At 61.0% G+C, this 17,350-nt stretch carries 22 protein-coding genes; 8 read left to right on the forward strand and 14 right to left on the reverse strand.

What is annotated here, in order from left to right; genetic code table 11:
• Positions 1–4 precede the first annotated feature (4 nt).
• Positions 5–244, reverse strand: a complete 240-nt coding sequence (locus tag ACLGGT_RS04520) for a hypothetical protein (RefSeq protein WP_008279498.1) — start codon at positions 242–244, stop codon at positions 5–7.
• Between the two features lie 123 nt (positions 245–367).
• Here ACLGGT_RS04520 and ACLGGT_RS04525 point away from each other — a divergent pair, with 123 nt between their 5' ends.
• The 3 genes from ACLGGT_RS04525 (at position 368) to ACLGGT_RS04535 (ending at position 1,763) form a co-directional block, all read left to right on the forward strand.
• Entirely contained in the window at positions 368–1,078 is a 711-nt protein-coding gene (locus ACLGGT_RS04525; protein WP_437195141.1) for a M48 family metallopeptidase, read from the forward strand.
• Between the two features lies 1 nt (position 1,079).
• The gene (locus tag ACLGGT_RS04530) at positions 1,080–1,436 is read left to right on the forward strand and encodes a YigZ family protein (RefSeq protein ID WP_151977127.1); all 357 of its coding nucleotides are present in this window, start codon (positions 1,080–1,082) and stop codon (positions 1,434–1,436) included.
• Positions 1,437–1,499: 63 nt separating this feature from the next.
• Positions 1,500–1,763 carry a DUF6455 family protein gene (locus tag ACLGGT_RS04535; protein ID WP_037296779.1) on the forward strand — a complete coding sequence of 88 codons (264 nt, stop codon included), beginning with the start codon at positions 1,500–1,502 and terminating at the stop codon, positions 1,761–1,763.
• A 43-nt stretch (positions 1,764–1,806) separates the two neighbouring features.
• Here ACLGGT_RS04535 and trhA read toward each other — a convergent pair whose 3' ends face one another.
• Positions 1,807–2,457: a PAQR family membrane homeostasis protein TrhA gene (gene trhA / locus ACLGGT_RS04540; RefSeq protein WP_151977129.1), complete on the reverse strand. Its 651-nt coding sequence runs from the start codon at positions 2,455–2,457 to the stop codon at positions 1,807–1,809.
• Between the two features lie 186 nt (positions 2,458–2,643).
• Between trhA and ACLGGT_RS04545 the strand changes: the two genes are divergently transcribed.
• Complete coding sequence (locus ACLGGT_RS04545) at positions 2,644–3,024, forward strand: hypothetical protein (protein WP_008279503.1); 381 nt, start codon at positions 2,644–2,646, stop codon at positions 3,022–3,024.
• Positions 3,025–3,063: 39 nt separating this feature from the next.
• Here the strand turns inward: ACLGGT_RS04545 and ACLGGT_RS04550 are convergent, their stop codons facing one another.
• The 9 genes from ACLGGT_RS04550 to dctP all read right to left on the reverse strand — a co-directional run bounded on the left by ACLGGT_RS04550 (position 3,064) and on the right by dctP (position 9,527).
• Positions 3,064–4,020: a 2-hydroxyacid dehydrogenase gene (locus tag ACLGGT_RS04550; protein WP_083803297.1), complete on the reverse strand. Its 957-nt coding sequence runs from the start codon at positions 4,018–4,020 to the stop codon at positions 3,064–3,066.
• The gene (locus tag ACLGGT_RS04555; RefSeq protein ID WP_008279505.1) at positions 4,017–4,355 is read right to left on the reverse strand and encodes a tRNA-binding protein; all 339 of its coding nucleotides are present in this window, start codon (positions 4,353–4,355) and stop codon (positions 4,017–4,019) included. Before ACLGGT_RS04555 ends, ACLGGT_RS04550 begins: the two co-directional genes overlap by 4 nt.
• On the reverse strand, positions 4,348–5,163 hold the full coding sequence (gene proC, locus ACLGGT_RS04560) for a pyrroline-5-carboxylate reductase (RefSeq protein ID WP_437195142.1): 816 nt from the start codon (positions 5,161–5,163) through the stop codon (positions 4,348–4,350). The genes ACLGGT_RS04555 and proC overlap by 8 nt, the downstream gene beginning before the upstream one ends.
• A 42-nt stretch (positions 5,164–5,205) precedes the next feature.
• Entirely contained in the window at positions 5,206–5,706 is a 501-nt protein-coding gene (locus tag ACLGGT_RS04565) for a YbjN domain-containing protein (protein WP_008279507.1), read from the reverse strand.
• Positions 5,707–5,906: 200 nt separating this feature from the next.
• On the reverse strand, positions 5,907–6,692 hold the full coding sequence (locus tag ACLGGT_RS04570; RefSeq protein WP_008279508.1) for an alpha/beta fold hydrolase: 786 nt from the start codon (positions 6,690–6,692) through the stop codon (positions 5,907–5,909).
• Positions 6,668–7,129 (reverse strand): TRAP transporter large permease subunit, encoded by a 462-nt coding sequence (locus ACLGGT_RS04575; RefSeq protein WP_437195143.1) that lies wholly within the window; start codon positions 7,127–7,129, stop codon positions 6,668–6,670. The genes ACLGGT_RS04570 and ACLGGT_RS04575 overlap by 25 nt, the downstream gene beginning before the upstream one ends.
• 44 nt (positions 7,130–7,173) lie before the next feature.
• The gene (locus ACLGGT_RS04580) at positions 7,174–7,968 is read right to left on the reverse strand and encodes a TRAP transporter large permease subunit (protein ID WP_437195144.1); all 795 of its coding nucleotides are present in this window, start codon (positions 7,966–7,968) and stop codon (positions 7,174–7,176) included.
• A 3-nt stretch (positions 7,969–7,971) separates the two neighbouring features.
• Positions 7,972–8,475 (reverse strand): TRAP transporter small permease, encoded by a 504-nt coding sequence (locus tag ACLGGT_RS04585; protein WP_081507481.1) that lies wholly within the window; start codon positions 8,473–8,475, stop codon positions 7,972–7,974.
• Between the two features lie 62 nt (positions 8,476–8,537).
• A complete protein-coding gene (dctP, locus tag ACLGGT_RS04590) occupies positions 8,538–9,527 on the reverse strand; it encodes a TRAP transporter substrate-binding protein DctP (RefSeq protein ID WP_219435719.1) in 990 nt (329 codons plus the stop codon).
• A gap of 192 nt (positions 9,528–9,719) precedes the next feature.
• Here dctP and ACLGGT_RS04595 point away from each other — a divergent pair, with 192 nt between their 5' ends.
• A complete protein-coding gene (locus tag ACLGGT_RS04595) occupies positions 9,720–10,604 on the forward strand; it encodes a LysR family transcriptional regulator (RefSeq protein WP_008279514.1) in 885 nt (294 codons plus the stop codon).
• 96 nt (positions 10,605–10,700) lie between these two features.
• Here the strand turns inward: ACLGGT_RS04595 and ACLGGT_RS04600 are convergent, their stop codons facing one another.
• Complete coding sequence (locus tag ACLGGT_RS04600) at positions 10,701–11,960, reverse strand: glycerate kinase type-2 family protein (protein WP_437195145.1); 1,260 nt, start codon at positions 11,958–11,960, stop codon at positions 10,701–10,703.
• Between the two features lie 63 nt (positions 11,961–12,023).
• Complete coding sequence (locus ACLGGT_RS04605; protein WP_008279516.1) at positions 12,024–12,401, reverse strand: thiol-disulfide oxidoreductase DCC family protein; 378 nt, start codon at positions 12,399–12,401, stop codon at positions 12,024–12,026.
• Positions 12,402–12,587: 186 nt separating this feature from the next.
• On the opposite strand from ACLGGT_RS04605, the gene ACLGGT_RS04610 reads away from it, so the two are divergent.
• Positions 12,588–13,874: a hypothetical protein gene (locus ACLGGT_RS04610; RefSeq protein WP_437195146.1), complete on the forward strand. Its 1,287-nt coding sequence runs from the start codon at positions 12,588–12,590 to the stop codon at positions 13,872–13,874.
• A gap of 31 nt (positions 13,875–13,905) precedes the next feature.
• Here ACLGGT_RS04610 and rimO read toward each other — a convergent pair whose 3' ends face one another.
• Positions 13,906–15,282, reverse strand: coding sequence for a 30S ribosomal protein S12 methylthiotransferase RimO (gene rimO / locus ACLGGT_RS04615; protein ID WP_437195147.1), 1,377 nt, complete (start codon positions 15,280–15,282; stop codon positions 13,906–13,908).
• A gap of 111 nt (positions 15,283–15,393) precedes the next feature.
• Between rimO and ACLGGT_RS04620 the strand changes: the two genes are divergently transcribed.
• On the forward strand, positions 15,394–16,287 hold the full coding sequence (locus ACLGGT_RS04620) for an AsmA family protein (RefSeq protein WP_437195148.1): 894 nt from the start codon (positions 15,394–15,396) through the stop codon (positions 16,285–16,287).
• Between the two features lie 269 nt (positions 16,288–16,556).
• Positions 16,557–17,330, forward strand: a complete 774-nt coding sequence (locus ACLGGT_RS04625; RefSeq protein ID WP_437197395.1) for an AsmA-like C-terminal region-containing protein — start codon at positions 16,557–16,559, stop codon at positions 17,328–17,330.
• Positions 17,331–17,350: the final 20 nt, after the last annotated feature.

A 17,350-nucleotide genomic window follows, 5' to 3' on the forward strand; every position in this document is an offset into this window, starting at 1 on the left:
GGCTCTATTTGGCGTCCGGCGCTTGGATATAGACCCCCTCGGGCAGGTCCAGCGCCGCGCGCAAATCGCGCAACTGCCCCATCGACAGGGTGATTTTGTGCAGGCTATCAGTGCGCGGATCATATTGCTCGATCGTCACGCATTCCTCAAAGGCGTTGATGATCACATCCTCACCCAAGGGGGCTGCCCCCTCGTCAACAAGGGTGATCACAGTGGCGTCGAATTCGTGCTCGATGGAAAACATACCCCCAGCCTACCGCGTTGGCGGGTCTTTGCAAGCCCGGACTGGTGTGCTTGAAAAGACCTGTCAGAGCTGCGAAACCCTGCTAGAACAAGTAAATAGACGAGGGCTAGCAGAGGGTTTGGAATGCGTTGGATAACAGTGCTCGGGCTGGTCGCCCTGGTGGGCTGCGTCGAGGTGGTCGACCAAGGGCCGGTCAACAGGCCCGCACCTCAAGCAACACAACGCCCCGTGGCGGCGACCCCATCGCGCGCGCAGGTCCAGCAATTCATCACGGTTGTTCAAAGGGTTGAACCGGTGGCCGAACGCGAATGCCGCGCGCGCTCGCCGCAGTCCAATTGCGATTTCCGCATCGTCGTGGATGATCGGCCCGGGCAGCCGCCCAATGCCTATCAGACCCTTGATCGCAACGGTCAGCCCATTCTGGCCTTTACCCTGCCTTTGATCGCGCAGGTGCGCAATCCGGATGAACTGGCCTTTGTCATGGGTCATGAGGCGGCGCATCACATCTCGGGGCATATCCCGCGCCAACAGCAAAACGCCGCAGCAGGCGCGATTCTTTTGGGTGGCTTGGCGGCGATCACCGGCGCAAGCCAGACAGTGGTGGATCAGGCCCTCGACATCGGTGCCGGGGTGGGCGCGCGCAGCTATTCCAAGAATTTCGAGCTTGAGGCAGATGCCCTTGGCACGGTCATCACCCATCGCGCCGGGTATAATCCGGTGCGCGGCGCAGAGTTCTTTAGCCAGCTTCCCGATCCAGGCAATCGCTTTTTGGGCACCCATCCGCCCAACTCACAGCGTATCGAAACCGTGCGCCGGGTGGCCGCCGGTCTGTGACATGCGGCAGTTAAAGGGCGTCGTCAGCGACCGGGGGTCGACCTATGCGGTCTCTGGCGGCATGGCACAGGACCGCGCGGAAGTAGACGATTTCCTCAAGACCTTGAAGAAAGACAAGAAATTCGCCCGCGCCACGCATAACACCTGGGCTGTGCTGCTCAGGGATGGCACCCCGCTCAAGGGCGACGACGGCGAGGCCGGGGCGGGGCAGGTGATCCTGCGCATGTTGGAACGCGCCGATTTGCGCGATCATGTGATTGTCGTAACCCGTTGGTATGGTGGCAAGAAACTGGGCGGCGACCGGTTTCGCCACGTGCAGGACTGCGTGCGACTTTACCTTGAGGACGGGGCGATTTGATTCAGGTCAAAGCAGCCCCCCCAAACTCAGGGCACAGTGAGGGCGCAGCAAAGGGGCAATCACATGCAAAGCACTTCAACCTTGAAACGCCACGCGCAATTGGTGGATCGGATGGCCAATAGCTTGGGCGTCGATCTGGAACAGAAAATCATGGAAGGTCAGATGACCTTTGACACCTTGGGCGATGTGGTCTTGGCCTGCACCGGCTGCGTCAATCCCGAGACCTGCGAAAAATGGCTCCAGCAGAACAAGACCGCGACGGCAACGCCGGATTTTTGCCGGAACACTGATGTCTTTTCCCTGCTGATGGCGGGCAAGCACGCCTGAGCGCGCGCGCTCTGGCCCTGATCCAAAACGCCCTTGCGCCCCGTCAGAGGCGGGTCGCGAGGGCCGATGCGATGCCAAGGAAAAAGCACCCGCTGGCAAAGGCCACGAAGAGGTGCCAGATGGCATTGGCGAACCGCAGGCTCTCCCACCTGTAAAACACCACGCCAAACGTATAAAGCAGCCCCCCCGCCAGCAACAGCGCAAGGCTGTGTGCCGGAAGAATCGGCGTAAGCGGGATAAACAGCGCCACCCCGATCCATCCCAGCGCCACATAGGGCAACCATCCCGTTGGCATCTGCCCGCGCTTGGCCCGGATCTTGGTCGCGGCCCCAAAGATGGCCAGCACCCAGACCAACGCAAGCACCACATAGCCAAAGGCAGTGCCCAAAAGCACGCTGAGCGGCGTGAAGGTGCCCGCGATTTTCACATAGATGGCAGCATGATCCAGACGGCGCAAAATGGGCCGCGCGGCGGTATGGGCATACAGGTGATAGGCCGCCGAGGCCCCCAGCATCATCAAAAGCGCACCGGAATAGACGATGGTCGAGGCCAGCGTCACCCCGTCCATGCGCAGCGCCCACATGGCGAATAGCACGGCAACCCCGGTAAGCGCCGCCAGCAGACCAGCAATATGCACCGCCCCGTCAGCAAGACGTTCGGCACGGGAATAGGCAGGATAGGACATATCGATCATCCGGTCTGTTTGGCAGAAGAGTATTAATTTTTCTATGCGTTGTCTCACGATATGGCCGGAGTTTTCCAAAATTCTTGATGTTTTGAGCGTGACGTTGCGGCAATCCCAAGACAGCGTGCCCTAGAATCGAGTCGCACCCCGCCGCAGGATTTGCGATACTAGCCCCCGAAATAAAGGAGTGTGATCATGCAACGCCGTCATGTTCTGGGTCTTGTGAGCGCCGGAATGCTCGCCCTTGGCTGGCCTGTCGCAGCACAGCCCACGCAGATGAACGCGGCCGAAATCACCGCGCTCTTGTCTGGCAACACCATTGTCGGAAGCTGGTCAGGCACTGACTATCAGCAGTATTTTGCTGCCGATGGCAGCACGGTCTATATGCTGGGCGATGGCCGCCGCGACGATGGGCAATGGCGCGTAAACGCCGAAACCAACGACTATGAAAGCTGGTGGCGCAGCACCGGCTGGACCCCCTACGCCATGGTGCGCACCGAGGCAGGCGGCTATGCCTGGATCAATGGCGACCGGCTCGAACCCTTCGAGATTCTGAACGGGCGACAGATCGAGTAAGCGCCCGCGCCCTAAAAGCGCGAGCGACCTTTCCCAAACTCAGTTCACCAGATTGGGCGGCGTTTCCCCGGCAAAAAAGGCGCGCAGGTTTTCAACTGCCATCAGCCCCATCGCCTCGCGCACCTCAAGCGCTGCGGTGCCCAAATGCGGCAGAAGCGCGACATTCTCCATCGCCTTAAGCGCGTCCGGGACAATCGGTTCACGCTCGTAAACATCGAGACCCGCCCCGGCGATGCGCCCCTCTTGCAAGGCCGCAATCAGCGCCGCCTCATCCACCACATCGCCCCGCGCGATATTGATGAAATGCGCGGTCGGGCGCATCGCGGCAAACACCTCGGCATTGATAAGATGCCGGGTTTCCGCCCCACCGGGCACCGCCACAACAAGAATATCCGCCGTGGCCGCAACCTCTTCGATCGAGCCAAGCTGGCGCGCGTCGAAATCAAGCGGCTTGGCCGAGCGGTTGTGATAGACAACCGACATGCCAAACCCGAAATGGCAGCGCTTGGCAATCGCCTGCCCGATGCGGCCCATACCGATGATCCCCACCGTCTTGCCACTCACATGCAGGCCCAGCATCTGCGTCGGGTTCCAACCCGGCCATTTGCCAGCGCGCACCAGCCGCTCGCCCTCGCCCGCGCGGCGCGCGGTCATCAGCATCAGCGTCATGGCGATATCGGCGGTGGCATCGGTCACAGCACCGGGCGTATTGCTGACCGCGATGCCCATGGCACGGGCGGCGGCGACGTCGATATGGTTATAGCCCACGCCAAAGTTGGCGAGGATCCGACAGCGAGAATTCTCAGCCTCGGCAAAGACATCGGCCTGAAACATATCGCCCAGCGTCGGCAAGATGCCATCATAAAGCGCCAGCGCGCCCCGCATCTGGCCCGGCTTGAGAGGAGTATTGTCGTCGCGTATTTCTACGTCGAAATGGCGGCGGGCCTCTTCAAGCACGCGGTCGGGCATGGGGCGGGTGACAAGTATCCGTTTCAATGCAGTCTCTCTCCGATGGGAACATCTTGGTCAGGGCGTATCAGAACGATATCGCCATTGCTATCGCTCAGCCCCAGCACAAGGATTTCCGACCGGAACTTGCCGATCTGACGGGGCGGGAAATTGACCACCGCCAGCACCTGACGGCCAATCAGCGCCTCTGGCGTGTAATGCGCGGTGATCTGGGCGCTTGATTTCTTCTCACCGATCTCGGGGCCGAAATCGACCCAGAGCTTGATCGCAGGCTTGCGCGCCTCGGGATAGGGTTCGGCGCGGGTGACGCGGCCCACACGAATATCGACGGCAAGAAAATCGTCAAAACTGATCTCAGCCATTGCGCAGCGCCTTGGACCGGTCGGTCGCGGCGGCAACGGTTTTAAGCATCAGGGGCGGCAGGCCCGTGTCAGGATGCATCAGCACCTCTAGCCCCGCCTGCGTCGTGCCATTGGGGCTGGTGACGTTCTGGCGCAACTGCGCCGGGGTTTCCTCGGCGGCCTCGGCCAAGGCACCGGCACCGGCCACGGTGGCCTGCGCCAATTGCATCGCCAACTCGGGCGCAAGCCCCTGCGCCTCGCCGGCCTTGGCCATACATTCGATCATATGGAACACATAGGCCGGACCAGAGCCAGAAAGGCCGGTCACGGCGTCCATCTGATCCTCATGGTCAAGCCGCACCACCTGCCCCACCGCGCGCAACAACGCTTCGGCAAGGTCGAGATGCGCGGCGCTGGTTTGGGTATTGCCGATGATGGCGGTGATCCCGCGCGCCACGGCGGCGGGGGTGTTGGGCATGGCACGGATGATCGGGGTCTTGTCCCCCAGCACGGTTTCAAACCCCGCAATCGGCGTGCCTGCGGCCACCGAGATGAACAGCGTCGTGCCATTGCCCATCGCGGCAAGGCTGGGCAGGGCCGCGCCCATCATCTGCGGCTTGACCGCGACAAGAACGATAGCGGGTTGGCCGGGCAGGTCGGTGTTAAGATGCACGCCGTTGCCGCGCAGCCAGTCAGAGGGGTTGGGGTCACTCACCCAAACCGACGCGGGCGGCAGCCCGCCCGCCAGCCAGCCTTGCAACATGGCGCTGCCCATCTTGCCACAGCCCAGTAAAACAAGGCCTTTTTCGGCCAGATCGTCCATCGTCATGGTGGTGCCCCCGCTCATTCCCGTGGTTTGCGGGGGACAGTGTTACGCGCGACCGAAGGCCTCTGCAATGGCGACCTGCATCGCATCGCGGGGCGATTGATCGCCCCAGATCGCAAGTTGCAGCGCCGGGTAATAGCGCTCGGCGCTCGACACGGCGGCATGCAGCATCGTGTCGATCTGCTCGGGGCTGGCCACCTGCCCACCGGCAAGCACGAGGCCATAGCGATAGACCATAAGTTTCTGTTCGGCCCACCAGGTAAAGGCACCGGCCCAGCACTCATCATTGATTTCATTGAGGATTTCAAAGAGCACGGGCAGTTTCTCGGCGGGCGGCTCCATATCGAAGGTGCAGACAAGACGCAGGGTCTCGTCATAACCGGACCACGCGAGGGTCAAGGAATAGGTGCGCCACTGGCCTTCAACAGCCATGGCAATCTGATCGTCGCCGATGCGGTCGAACTCCCAGTCATGGTGCTCTGCAATATGTTCAACAATATCAATGGGGTGGATGTCGTCATGCAAGAACTGCTCGGAAAGTGCCATGGCGCCGCCTCATTTGCTGTAGCGCGGGGGTGGCGTTGCACCCCTAGCGCTAGGTGCCTGCTCTACGGACGGGGGCCATTCCCCTCGCCCATACAATATATGGTGCGAGGTTTAGCGCCGCCTGTAAAGCTATTTGTTGAGGGGGGAAGCAATATATTGTGGATGGAATGGGAAGGTGCCGCAAGGGAGGGCAGTGCGTGTCACCCCCCAACGAAATCCTCGACCAGCGCGTGAAAGAGGCTCGGCTTTTCCAGATGCACCGCATGGGCGGTGCCCGGCACCACGGCCAGCACGGCATCGGGCAGCCCCTGCCAGAGGGTTTCGACCTGCGGCCAGCGATAGGACCGATCGCCGTCACCCCAAAGCACGAGGGTCGGCATGGTCAGGCGGCCAAGCGCGCCGCGCCCATCCCAATCGCTCATCGCGTCAAGCCCCGCCAGCGCTGCGGCCTCGGTGGCCTGCGCGCCCAGTTCGGCCACGATCTCGAAACCCTGCGCCGCGGCCCCTTTGCGAAACCACGTGGCCCCGATCCGCCGGATCGTCTGGGCCACACCATCGCAGCGGATCCGTGCCCGCGAGGTGTCAAGCGGCTCGAACCGATCCGGCATGGCCCCCAAGGGCCCTGTGCCATAGAGGATCAGCCGCGCGATCCGGTCAGGATGGGTGGCGGCTATTTCCTGCACGATCATACCGCCCATGGAATGCCCCAAAAGGGTGATCTGCCCCAGCCCCAACTCGTCCAAAAGCTCGACCACCGCCGCGCCGAATGTGGCGATACGTTTCGCAGGCGGCAGGCCCGCTGACCCGGCATAGCCCGGCAGATCAGGGGCAATCACATCAAAGCGGTCGGAAAAGCGGGCAATCTCGGCCTGCCATTGCGCCGACCCGCCCAGATACCCATGCACCAACACCAGCGGCGTGCCCGCCCCCGCCCGCCGATAGCTAAGGCCGTTGCGCGCAATCAGCGCATCTGTTCGGGCAACCACAACGCAATCTCCGGCATGAGGATGAGAAGGACAATCAACAACACAAGCGCCCCGATGAACGGCAGGCAGCCAATGATCACATCGCCAATGCTGACCTGCCCGCGCCCAATCCCTTGGATGACATAGAGATTGAGCCCCACAGGTGGCGTGAGCACCGCAATCTCCATGGTGATCGTATAGACCACCCCAAACCAGATAAGGTCGAACCCGGCGGCGGCCATCAGCGGAAAGATCGTGGGCAGGGTGATGAAGGTCATCGAGACAGGTTCAAGAAACATCCCCAGCACAATGTAAAAGATCAACACAATGGTCAGCACCACATAGGGCGAAAGATCAAAGCTCAGAAAAAGCTCGGTGAATTGCTGCGGCACGCGGTAGTAGGTCAGCACAAAGCCAAAAAGCACCCCCGCCGATAGAAGCAAGCCCAGATACCCCATGGTCCGCATGGTGGCAAAGAGCGAGTCCTTGAACCCTTGCCATGTCAGCCCCCCACGCCGAAGGCGAGGATCACGGTCAAGAGCGCCGCCACCGCCGCCGCCTCTGTCGGCGTGGCGATACCAGCGTAGATCGCCACGGTGATCACCAGACCGATCAGGCCAATGGGCGCGATAGTGGCGGCAATCTGAAGAATTCCCATTTTCACCGCATCCTCGCGGTCGGGAATATCGCCCGGCTTCAAAATACCCCAGACCAACACCACAATCGAAAAACAGGTCACAAGGATCAATCCGGGAATGACCCCCGCGATGAACAGATCCCCAATGCTCTGATCGGTGACGATGCCGTAAAACAACAGGATCAGCGATGGCGGCAACAGCACGCTCAGCGTGCCCCCCGCCGCCAGCACGCCAGACGACAGCCGCTTGCCATAGCCCAGCCGGAGCATTTCCGGCAAAGCCACGCCGCCAATGGTCAGCGCGCCGACCATGGACGAGCCACAGACCGCGCCAAACCCCGCGCAGGCCCCGATAGAGCCATAGGCAGCAGAGCCGCGCACGCGCACACCTTGATGCAGGAATTGATAGAGATTGGGGCCGATATTGGATTTGCCGATCAACTCGCCCAAGAACACAAACAGCGGCACCGCAAGCAGGATATAGTCGATCCAAACACCCCAGAGCTTCAACTCTGCCGATGCGATCGAGGTCTCAAAGGTCTGGATTTGCCACAGAAACGGCAGCGAGGCCGCCGCCAGCGCAAAGGGGATCGGCACCCCCGTTGCGATCAGAAACATTAAAAGACCCAAAAGGCCGAGGCCGACTTCATACCATTCCATCGTTCAGACCTCCGCCGCCGGGGTGCGCAACAGCCGCACCAGCCGCAGCACCGCGTAAATTGAGAAAAGCACCAGCGCCAAGGCCCCCGGTGCCCAGAACGCATAACGCGGCCAAAGCAGGATTTCCGAAGAGGCCCCTGAATTGAATGACCGGATCGTGGCGCTCACGCCCGCCAAAGAGAAAAACAGCCCAACCCCCAACATCACGCACAGATTGAACACCGCCACCGCCTTGCGCAGACCGGCGGGCAGGGTATCGGTCAGCATCGTGACCTTGGGATAAGCATCCTCGCGCATCGCATAGGCAAGGCCCGCAAAGGCCACCGGGAAAAGCAAAAGCGCCGTGGCCTCTGTCACCATCCGGTCCGGCGCATTCAGCACATAGCGGGTAAAGACGCCGTAGCTGATCCACACCATCTGCACGAGCACCACCACGGCCCCCGCCCCCGCGAGCCAGATAACCGCGCGCTCCACATGGCCAATCCATCGGTCAAGACCGCTTTGCATGGCGTGCCTCCCTGTGCAAAAAAGGTGGCCCCCCGCATGGATGACGCGGGGGGCCTGTCAGATCACGGCGCGTGCTGCGCAAAGAGGTCGCGGATTTTGCCAGCCAATTCCGGCCCGCAGGCCGCATCAACGGTCTCGTCCCACTTGCCCTGCACGCTCTCGATCAGCGCCATCCGCTTGTCTTCGGGGATCGCCACCGCCGCACCGCCGCCTTTCATCACCGCATTGCCAACGCGCTGATCCACCCAATCCTCATAACGGGGCTTGAGCCATTCCTCGGTTTCCTTGGCGGCAGCCATCACAGCGGCTTGTTCCTCGGCGGTCATGCCGTCGAACTTTTCCTTATTCATCATGTATTGGATATTGCCGTAAAACAGGCTCGCCTTGACCATATAGGGCATCACATCCCACAGCTTCCAACTGGAATAGGTGGCAACCCCCATGTTGATCCCATCAACCACACCACGCTCGGCGGATTGAAAAACTTCCTTGGGGGCCACAAACACCGGCGCGCCGCCCCATGTCTCGATCATCAGGCTGACCAGCGGGCCGATGGACCGCACCTGCTTGCCCGCAAGATTGCCCAGATCGTCAATCGCCTCTTCAAACCACCATTCCTGATCGTAGGAATAATTCGAGTTGAACACCGGCACGAGGTTGATCGCCGCCGCCTCATCGCGCACCAGATCGGCATAGGCAGCGTCCATCTCGATCTGCCCCTCCAAATCCACCGCCACCGGATAGAGCGAGGTCACACGGTAACAGGGCAACCGCTCATCGGCAGGCATCCAGCTCATGTCCGACACACCGCCCTGCACCGCATCCACACCCTCAGACCAGCCATGCAGCGTGGCAGATGGGAAAATCTGCACCTCAACGCTGCCGCCGGTCTTTTCCGCGACCAATTCGGCAAAATGCACAAAGCCGTCATAGCGGATATCGGACTCGTTCACATAGGTGGACAGCCGGATCGTGGTCTCGGCCATGGCAGGCATCGCCACCGTCAGCCCAAGCGCTGTAGTGGCAATCAGTCCTTTCAACGAAGTTCTCATGTCTTTCTCCTTGTTGGATGCATCTTTTTTGGTGCAGCGCGAGACCGTTCTTGCGGTCTTCGTCCTTTGGTCTTGGCTGAAATGCTAGGACAGACCCCCACGAGTCGGCCAATTCAAACATCTCATAAAACTATTCCGATCTTGCATGGTTACCTCGACTGGCGCAGTCTGGCGACAAAAAGGGGGGCGGAAATGGATATCAACTGGCTGCGCGATTTTGTCTGTCTGGGGCGCACGCTGAATTTCACCCGCGCCGCAGAGGAACGCAACATCACGCAATCCGCCTTTAGCCGCCGCATCAAATCGCTCGAGGCGTGGATCGGCGTGCCGCTGATCGACCGCGCCAGCTATCCGGTGCAATTGTCCGAGGCGGGGCGGCAATTCCTGCCAGTCGCGCAACAGACGGTGGCGGATCTCACCGATACCCGTCAGGCAATCCGCGAACGCGCACGCGGCCATGCCAGCTTTCAACGCTTTGCCGCATTACACGCCATTTCCGTCAATTTCCTGCAACCTCGCATGGCGGCATTGGAACGCGAGTATCCCGAAATGCGCACGCGCGTCATTTCCGACAGCCTGACCGCCTGTTGCCAGTTGCTCAGCGAAGGCGGCTGCGAATTCCTGCTCTATTACCGGCATCAGGACGTGGCCCCGATCCTTGACGAGACCCGCTTCAAGCGCAAGGACATCTGCGAAGAGCGCCTTATCCCGGTGGCCCAGCACGAGGCCGCCGCGCGCAACGGCTGGTCCCTGCCACCGCGCGCGGGGCAAGAGCTTCCGTATCTCAGCTATGATCCCAACACCTTCCTTGGCACCGTGGTCGATCAGACCATCGGCAACCGCCGCCCGGCACTTGACCTGCGCTACATGGATGCCTTGGCCGAGGCATTGAAGCGGCGCACGCTTGCGGGCGCTGGGCTGGCGTGGCTGCCAGAGTTTTCGATCCGTCAGGAACTGGCCGACGGCACGCTGGTCCGCCTTGGCGGGCGCGACTGGACGGCGACCATGACAATCTCGCTCTTTTGCTCGCCCGAGCGGCTGGATAATCTGGGCCGCACGATCTGGGATCAGTTCTAGGGCCTGTCGCGCCCCATCGAAACCCCGCCCGTCCCGGGCTTGACCCGGGACCTCACCGAGGCGATATGCACCCGATCAGACGCAAGGCGCTGTAACCTAAACAGGCGTAATCAGGATGGCGCGGAAATCGTTGACATTGGTCAGCGTCGGCCCCGTCACCACCTGCCCGCCAACGGCCCCGAAAAACCCATGCGCATCGTTGATCGCCAGGGCCTGCGCAGGGTCAACCCCGGCGGATTGGGCCTCAGCCAGCGTGTCCGGCCCGATCACCGCCCCCGCCACCTCGGCGGCCCCATCAACGCCATCGGTGTCACAGGCCAGCGCGTGAATGCCCGCCGCCCCCTCCAAGGCCAGCGCCAAGGCCAGCGCATATTCCGCATTGGGCCCACCCACACCATCGCCCCGCCGCGTCACCGTCAACTCACCGCCCGACAGCAGCAGCATAGGTGCCGCCCCCGGTGCCAAACCCGCCTGCACCTCGCGCGCCAGCGCGGCATGATCGCGCGCCACATCGCGCGCCTCACCCTCCAGCGCATCGCCAAGGATTTGCACGCTGATCCCTTGGGCGCGCCCCACCTCTGCCGCAGCCTCCAGCGATTGCACAGGGGCGGCATAGATCACATTCTCAACCCGGCTGAGGCGCACATCCCCCGGCGGCACCGCGCCGCTCTGCCCGGCCAACACCGCCCGCGCCGACGCGGGCAGATCAATGCCATAGCGCGCCACGATCTTCAGCGCGTCATCGCCTGTACTGCCCTCGCCCACCGTCGGCCCCGATCCGATCATCGCCGGATCATCCCCCGGCACATCGGAAATCAGCAGCGCATGCAGCCGCGCCGGATAGGCCGCCGCCGCCAATTGCCCGCCCTTGACCCGGCTCAGATGTTTGCGCAGCACGTTCATCTGCCCAATAGGCGCCCCCGAGGCCAAAAGCGCGGCATTGACCGCCTGCTTGTCCTCCAGCGTCATCTCGCCCGCAGGCTGCACCAATAGCGACGACGCCCCGCCAGAGATCAGCGCCAGCACCATATCGCCCTCGCCCAATCCCTCCAGCAGATCAAGCATCCGCGCCGTGGCGCGCATCCCCGCCGCATCCGGCACCGGATGCGCCGCCTCGACAATCTCGATGCCCTGACAGGGGCGCGCATAGCCATAGCGCGTGATCACCAGCCCCTCGCACGGCCCCCATTCCGCCTCGACCGCCTCGGCCATGCGCGCACTCGCCTTGCCCGCGCCGATCACCACGACACGGCCCTCGGGGCGCGCAGGCAGATAGGGGGCAAGGCTTTGCATCGGGTCGGCTACGGCCACCGCCCGGTCAAACAGGCGGCGCAACAGGGTCTGGGGATCGGTCATGTTTCTGGGGTCTCCGCGTCTCTCGCGCGCACCCTATCGCGGGGCGCGACCCTGCGAAAGCCCTCAGGACGCGGCGCGCTTGGCTTCTCGTGCCAGATGCTTGGCATAAAGACGCGGTGCGAGAACCCGCTCGTAAATGAGCGAGGCCACCTGCCGCAATCCCGGCAAGGCCACGATCCGCGCCGCCCAACGATAGCGCGGCAAAGCAGCCCAAAGCGCCGCAAACGCCTCAACACCAGAGAGCACGCGCCCATCCTGCCGCACATGCAACCGCCGCGCCGCCTGATCCGGGTCAATCCCCCACTGCTCCAACCCGCCCGCGTTAAGATCCTGAAAAGTCACAGGCAATCCCTTCGCCTCCACATACCCCGCATAATGCGCAATCTCCGCCCGGCAAACAGGGCAGCGGGCATTATAAAGCACTTGGGTGTGTTGGGTCATGGCGGGCCTCCTGTGGAGGGGAGGTAGGGTAATTTTTGAATTGGGGTAGAGGATAAATGCGGCGTCTTAAGTCCATTCAGAACTCAACAAATCGTGTGTTTGCACCCAAACCCCACACTGAAAGCGTGTTTTTATTTGACCCCACTCGCCATGAAGATATCGTATCAGAAAGTACTTGAGGTCAAAATGTTAGAGAATGAATTCAATTCCAGTGCTGTTTGGGTACTTATTGGCCAAGTAGAAGACCAGTTAAAGGCATTTTCAGAAGTTAACAAAGACGATCCAAAGTTCACTGACGTAGACAGAAAGTTGGAATATCTTCGCTGGGTGCTGGTCACTTCGGACACGGCACTAATTTCCGAAAATGAGATATCTGCGTCGCAGAAAGATCTTCAAAACATTGTCAACCATTTACCTAACAACGCGAACAACTGGGCGCATTATGCTATCATTTCAAATTCATTCGCGTCCATATTTGGGCGTTTCCCTTATCCAAGGCTAAAAAGAATTTTTCGCTCAGATGCCAATGAAAAAATTGAAGAATTCATCCAACAAATCGATGCATTAAAGAAAGATTTTACCGAAACTACTAGTGAAGCAAAGGTTCAAATCGAGGCCATAAAGTCTGAGCTAGACTCCTATGGGCCAAGGTCTCAGGAACTGCTCAGAAAACTTGGTGAATACGAACATAAAATAGAACTCACAGAACAGACTCTCGAGGCGAACGTTGGTGCCGCCACTACCGCAAAACTCAGCGAGGTGGAGGCGGAATTTTCGCAAACACAAGCGGAGCGATCACAAGAGTTTCAGAACCTAAAAAATCAAATCAGCGGTTCGCTGGCAGAAGTAAATACGCAACTTAAGCAATTTCAAGAGGAGCACTCAAAGGTAATTCGCACTGTTCAACTAGAGTTGACAGAGCAGAAAAAGCATCAAGAAGAAAGTGCTCGCGAAACTTTAAAAAAATTAGAAGGTTTTTATGAACTAGCAGGTCAAACTGCACTTTCAGGCGGTTTTGTCGAAGCAGCATTACAAGAATACAAAGCTTATACTCGTTATTCTATTTCCGCTACCATCCTAATGTTGGCAGCTGCATTGTTCATAGGATATAGCTGGGTTTCTCTATCTGATACTGAAAGCTTTGAAATATCTAGTTTGCTAATGCGTATCCCAGTATCGGTAGTGTTGCTAATACCTGGGTTTTATCTTGCTGCTTTGGCATCTCGCGCACGGCGTGCTTCGCTTTCGCTAAGATCTCTTGGGCTTAGAATAAAAGCTTTCGACGCATATGCGGTCGGGTGGTCATCGTCGGAAGAAATCGACCATCAGGAGATAAAAATGAAAATGGCCGAGGTGTTCTTTCAGGAAAAATCCGATAAGGTTCGTGGAGGTGGGATCTACATTGGTTCCGGCGGTAAGCTGGTCGATGTTCTTGAAAAAATAGTCGATAAAATACCGGGCGTAGGAAACTAACCTTGGCCGACGTGTTCTGCTATTCGCGCCCCTACTCCCCCAACCTTCCCCACAAATCATACTCCCCCGCCTCATCTACGACGACGGAAACGATATCCCCGACCGACACCCCCTCTGTCCCCTCGTCGATAAACAGGTTCCCATCGATCTCCGGCGCATCCGCCTTGGTGCGGCAGGTGGCGATGCCGTCGGCGTCGATCTCGTCCACGATCACCTCCATGCGCTGCCCCACTTTGGCCGTCAGCTTGGCCTCGGAAATCGCCTGCGCCTTTTCCATGAACCGATCCCAGCGCTCTTGCTTGACCTCGGCCGCCACATGATCGGGCAAGGCATTTGACCGGGCCCCGGCGACGTTCTCATATTGAAAACAGCCCACCCGGTCCAACTGCGCCTCATCCAACCAGTCCAGAAGCGTCTGAAACTCCGCCTCAGTCTCGCCCGGATAGCCCACGATAAAGGTCGAGCGCAGCGCAATTTCGGGGCAGTCCCGCCGCCATGCCGCGATCTCGTCCAATGTCTTGGCCGCCGCCGCAGGCCGCGCCATGCGCCGCAGCACCTCGGGATGCGCATGCTGGAACGGAATATCCAAGTATGGCAGCACCAGCCCTTCGGCCATCAGCGGAATGAGATCGCGCACATGCGGGTAGGGATAGACATAATGCAGCCGCACCCAAGCGCCCAATCCCCCCAGATCCCGCGCCAGATCGGTGATATGCGCCCGGTGCCCCCGCTCTTCGGCGTGGCGGATATCAACGCCATAGGCCGAGGTATCCTGCGAAATCACCAAGAGTTCCTTGACGCCGCTCTCCACCAGCTTGGCCGCCTCGCGGATCACCGCATGGGCCGGGCGGCTCTGCAATTTGCCGCGCATATCGGGGATGATGCAGAATTTGCACTTGTGGTTACAGCCCTCGGAAATCTTGAGATAGCTGTAATGCCGCGGCGTCAGGCTGACACCAGAGGCGGGCAAAAGATCAATGAAAGGATCAGGGCTGGGCGGCACCGCCAGATGCACGGCGTCCAACACCTGCTCATATTGATGCGGGCCGGTCACGGCCAGAACGCGCGGATGCACCCCGGTGATATACTCGGGCTCTGCCCCCAAGCAGCCCGTCACAATCACCCGGCCATTTTCGGCCAGCGCCTCGCCAATCGCCTCAAGGCTTTCGGCCTTGGCGCTATCAAGAAACCCGCAGGTGTTGACGATCACCGCATCCGCCCCGGTGTAATCGGGCGAAATGCCATAGCCCTCGGCGCGCAACCGCGTCAAAATCCGCTCACTGTCCACCAGCGCCTTGGGACAGCCAAGGCTGACCATGCCGATGGTCGGCTGGCCTGCGCGGGGCGTGTCAGTCAAACGCGCACGCGGCGCAAGATCGGGGCGGAGGGTGGGAGGGTTCTGAGCCATGGGCGCGATATAGCTTGCCCCCGCCCGCCCGCAAAGCCCAAAAGCGGTTGCCCCGCCCCATGCCACACGCCTAGACTATGCCCGAGACAAGCAGGCAAAGGGGGCGATGCCATGCGCTGGATATTCCGGGCCTTGGGGCTGGTCATGGTCATGCTGGCCATCGTCCTTGGTGCGCTCTTTTTCCTGCCGGGCGAGCGGATCGCGCGCATCGCCGCCGATCAGATCACCAAGGCGACGGGCCGTCAGGTCACAATGTCCGGCGACACCAAGATCAGCTTTTATCCCATCCTCGGCGTGTCCACCGGCGCGGTTGAAATCGCCAATGCCGATTGGTCCGACGCAGGCCCGATGCTGCGCGCCGACAGCCTCAAGATCGGGGTGGAACCACAGGCGCTCTTTGGCGGCGATATCCGCATCACAGGGCTAGAGGCGGTCAATCCCGCGATCCGTCTGGAACGCGCCCGCGACGGGCAGGTGAATTGGGAATTGGGGGTCGAGGGCGTGGCCCCCTCGGGGCAATCCGATGGCCCCCTTGCCACCTCGAACCGCCTCGCGCTGACGCTTGACCGCGCGCTCATCACCGGCGCAAGCCTCAGCTATACCGATCACGCCACGGGCACGGTGCAGGCCTTCTCGAACTTGGATTTCGACCTGCGCTGGCCCGATTACGATGGCACCGCCACCTTTGAGGCGGTGCTGCGTCAGGGCAGCGCCCCCGTCACCCTCGCGGGCCATCTCGATCAGGTGGGGCAATTCATCGACGGGGCTGTCACGGGCCTGTCGGCACGGCTATCGGGGCCGGGGGCAGCGTGGCCTTTGCCGGGCGCGGCGGGGCGCAACCGCAACTCCAGGGGCGGCTCGACATTGACCTTGGCGATACCGATGCCTTTCTGGCGGCCCTTGGCCTTGACCGGCTGGAATTGCCCCCCAGCCTTGGGGCCAGCATCAAGGGCGGCACGGATCTCACCCTCACTGATGCGCTCGATCTCTCGCTGCGCAATCTAACGCTGAACCTCGGCGGCAATGCCATTGCCGGGGCCGCCGATATTGCGCTTGGCGGTGACGTGCCACGAATCAACGCCCAGATCAACGCAGGCGCGCTTGACCTCTCACGCTTTGCCGGGGCCGACAGCACTGGATCGGCCAGCCCCGACAGCGGCTGGTCCACCAGCCCGATCGACGCCAGCGCCCTTGCCCTCGCCAATGGCGAAATCGCCCTCGTCGCCGATAGCGTCAATCTGGGCGATCTGAAACTGGGCAAGACCCGCAGCCTGATGACACTGGATCGCGCCCGCGCCGTGTTCGAATTGCGCGAATTGCGCGCCTATGACGGGCTCATCACCGGGCAATTCGTGGCCAACAACCGCTCTGGCCTTTCGGTCGGGGGCACGCTCAAGGTGAGCGACCTCAACCTCGAACGGTTCTTGACCGATGCCGCAGGCATCACCCGCTTTGCCGCTGCCGGCAACGGCGAGGTAGAGTTTCTGGGCGTTGGCAATTCGGTGGATGCGATCATGCGCTCGCTTTCGGGCAAGGGCAGCTTGCGCACCGGGCGCGGCGTGATCTCGGGCATCGACCTTGACCGGCTCATGCGCGCGGGCGATGTGACAGGCGGCACCACGATCTTTGACACCATGACCGCCAGCTTTACGATGGCGGACGGCAACCTGATCAACCAAGACCTTGCCATGAAATTGCCGCTCGCCCGCGCCTCGGGCCAAGGGCGTATCGGGCTTGGCGCGCGCGATATCGACTATCTCTTTACCCCCGTGCTGCTCGAGGGCGAGAACACGCGCGGCCTTGCCATCCCGGTGCGGATCGAGGGGCCATGGGCCAATCCGCGCATCAAACCGGATCTGGAAAAGGCGGTGCGTATGAACCTCAAGGCCGAGCGCGACAAGCTGGAGCAAGAGGCCAAGGACCGGCTGGAACGCGAACTGCAAGAACGCCTCGACCTCGCCCCGCAAGAGGGCCAGAACCTTGAAGATGCCTTGCGTCAAAAGATCGAGGACAAGGCCGCGCGGCAACTGCGCAAGCTCTTCGAATGAGGCGCGCGCAGAATTGAGTA

The organism is Roseovarius sp. MS2, from assembly GCF_051447875.1.
Taxonomy (GTDB): domain Bacteria; phylum Pseudomonadota; class Alphaproteobacteria; order Rhodobacterales; family Rhodobacteraceae; genus Roseovarius; species Roseovarius mucosus_A.